The organism is Sulfitobacter sp. HI0040 (assembly GCF_001634885.1).
Taxonomy (GTDB): Bacteria; Pseudomonadota; Alphaproteobacteria; order Rhodobacterales; family Rhodobacteraceae; genus Sulfitobacter.
The window spans coordinates 1-2,797 of sequence record NZ_LWEX01000263.1; the positions used below are offsets into that span (position 1 = coordinate 1).

General features: G+C 55.1%; 3 protein-coding genes. 2 read left to right on the forward strand and 1 reads right to left on the reverse strand.

Features of this window, described 5'->3' with window-relative positions; translation table 11 throughout:
• Positions 1-313 precede the first annotated feature (313 nt).
• A complete protein-coding gene (locus A3728_RS13465; RefSeq protein ID WP_082851181.1) occupies positions 314-1,075 on the forward strand; it encodes a GntR family transcriptional regulator in 762 nt (253 codons plus the stop codon).
• Positions 1,076-1,142: 67 nt separating this feature from the next.
• Here the strand turns inward: A3728_RS13465 and A3728_RS13470 are convergent, their stop codons facing one another.
• Positions 1,143-2,087 carry a LysR family transcriptional regulator gene (locus tag A3728_RS13470; protein ID WP_067267622.1) on the reverse strand — a complete coding sequence of 315 codons (945 nt, stop codon included), beginning with the start codon at positions 2,085-2,087 and terminating at the stop codon, positions 1,143-1,145.
• 116 nt (positions 2,088-2,203) lie between these two features.
• On the opposite strand from A3728_RS13470, the gene A3728_RS13475 reads away from it, so the two are divergent.
• Positions 2,204-2,797: FAD-dependent oxidoreductase (locus tag A3728_RS13475; protein ID WP_150120791.1), on the forward strand; the 594-nt coding region annotated here is incomplete at its 3' end.

The window sequence follows — 2,797 nt, forward strand, 5'->3', positions numbered from 1 at the left end:
CATCAGCTGCGCTCAAATTTGCCAAACTTTGGCAGTATCTCTAAGAGGTTCAGGCTCTGAATCAACCAATGAAGCCTCGCTATTCAACTGGATATCTGCGACTGCGACCTGGTATGCTTGCGCTAGAAACAAGTCGGTGAAGAGTCATCTCCAGCCTCTCCCCGTGCAGAATATCCCCTGCGGGTGTGGATATCTGATAATTTATGAGTCATATTCCAATGAAGCGCATCAACTCGAGATTGAAGCGCCAGAGGTATGCCGACAACATAGATGGTTCGATAGCCATACAACATACGTGCATTGAGGCCCGAAGATGAAAAGTGGAGACCCTGTATCGTTCGACGCAACGGCCCCATTGTCCGGCAGACAAGGCACATCCGGCGCTCCGACCGGGAAAATCTCGAAGGGAAGCCTGTCGTTACGCGTCTACCAGGTTCTTAGAACAGGCCTGCTCGAAGGAGAGTACGGTCCAGGGCAGCGGATGATCCTGCAGGACCTTGCCGATGTGATCGGGACATCCATTACCCCGGTCCGGGAAGCCTGCCTGCGTCTTGTCAGCGAGGGAGCTCTTGAGCACAAGTCGGGCCGATTTGCCCAAGTTCCCGATTTGACCAAGGATCGCTATCGTTCGGTCATTCTGGTCAGGGCCCCACTAGAGGGGCTAGCGGCAAGGTTGGCCGCTGAAAGAATATCACAGCAGGAACTCCAGACCCTCAGCGAAGTGAACGAGTCGTTCCGAACTGCCCAGCTCCCCGAACAGCGAGGCACTGCATTTCGCAGGAACATCGAGTTCCACTTCGGTGTATATAAGGCGTCACGAGAGGAGACCCTTGTAAACCACATCGAGCAACTTTGGGTCATGATGGGCCCAATGCTCTCGCGATATTTCGAAGGCGCGATTGAAACCTATCGGGGCGATGATGTGCATGACAAGGTGATTGACGCTCTTGCCAGACGGGACGGCGACGCCGCCGAAAAATGGATCTCTGCGGATATCGACCAGGGGCGAAACGCGTTTCTGCGAACACTTGAGACCAACGCCCCGGACCTTGAAGGGCAGAGCGTTAGGCGATGAGGGTAGCGGCGTTGTGAGGGGCTCGAAACCTACGGCCCAAAGCCCCTTCCCCCAATAAGAGCCGTCTCTATTTTGGCAGGCTTGCGACGTGTTTCTTAACTTCGTCGCTCAAAGTGTCTTTGAATGTTCCTGCCGCCATACCAAGGGGGCGCGACTTCCTGTGAACCAGATAGCACCCGATCTTGACCCGGCTTCCGGGAACCCGGAGTTCACGGATCGACCCTTTGCCCTCCCAGAATGCCGCGAAGGCCAGCGGGACAAATCCCAGATAACGTGAAGACAGGATCAGCAGGATCCGGGACAGAATGGTTGGTGCGGAGGCTTGAAAACTGAGGCCAGACAGGAAGTTTCTAAACTCTTCGGTCTGCGTGACGCCGGTGCGGACAAAACTGTAGCGCTGCAAAATCTCATATGACAACTCTGCCTCGGGCATGTTGAACAGCGGATGATCCGCACCACAGAAAAGACCCATCTCTTCTTCAAACATCGGCATGAGGTTCAACGCATCACTGCTCCGTATCAACCCGGTGAATCCAAGGTCGGCATTGCCTTCCAGAACGGACTCCAGAACGCGGTCAGGTGCGGTCATCCGGATCTTCAGGTCAAGTTGAGGATAATGTTCGTTCATCTTGGCGATGGTCGACGCGATGGGCTGTTCCATTTCAAAGATGAAACTGTCGTCGATCATCACGCTGACTTCGCCCTCAAGCCGATGCGACGCTGACCCGACAAAATCCGAGAACCGGTTGATTTCGGACATCAGCTGTTCGGTCGCCGTGTGGATCAGGCGACCCTGTTCGGTCAGCGCAAACCCCGATCTGCCACGCTCGCACAAGCGCACCCCAAGCCGCTGTTCAAGCTTGGTCAGCCCGATGCTGATCGCTGACTTGCTCTTGTTCAAACGTGGCTCAGCCGCTGTGATGCCACCTGCCGCCGCAATCTCCAGGAACTCGCGTAGCAAGGACACATCAACGTCTGAAAGGGTGCCGCTGAAGGGCGAACGCTGCCGCATAGTGCTTCCTTTGACCGATCATTGGTTTCGTTATGTTTAACTTAAGTCATCAAAATTGAAATTTATAGACTGATACTCGGTGAATAGACCTTCTGTTAAGAAACCAAGGGGGGTTAATGCAAAGCTCGAGTGACATATACGACCTGGCAATCATTGGTGCGGGGATCGTCGGCCTTGCGACCGCCCATTTTTTGCACCAATCCGCACCGGATCGGAAAATTGTCGTCATCGACAAGGAATCCGGACCCGGCCTGCATCAAACCGGACATAATTCCGGCGTCATTCATGCCGGAATCTATTATGCGCCCGGCAGCCTCAAGGCCAAGCTATGCACCGCCGGTGCCAAGGCTACGAAAGACTTCTGCGACACCCATAAGATCGCGTATGAGAATTGCGGCAAACTGATTGTTGCGACCGACGCGTCAGAACTATCCGCATTGGACGAATTGGAACGCCGCGCCACCCAGAATGGGCAGGTTGTCCAGCCGGTGAGCCGCGAAGAGCTTGCCGAGCGCGAACCCATGGTGCTCGGCGTGCAGGCGCTGTTTTCCCCAGCCAGCGGTATCGTTGATTATGGCGAGATCTGCCGGGTATTGCACAGGAGGTTAGAAAGCTCCGGCGTGGATTTCCTGTTCGGTCAGGCCGTCACAGGGCTTGAGGAACGCACGGACAATACCGTGGTGACCACATCTGGCGGCGCCCTGTCAACA

Bases quoted from the DNA above. Each gene is read 5' to 3' on its own strand.
- A3728_RS13470 (WP_067267622.1), bottom strand. From the start codon at position 2,087: ATGCGGCAGCGTTCGCCCTTCAGCGGCACCCTTTCAGACGTTGATGTG.
- A3728_RS13465 (WP_082851181.1), top strand. From the start codon at position 314: ATGAAAAGTGGAGACCCTGTATCGTTCGACGCAACGGCCCCATTGTCC.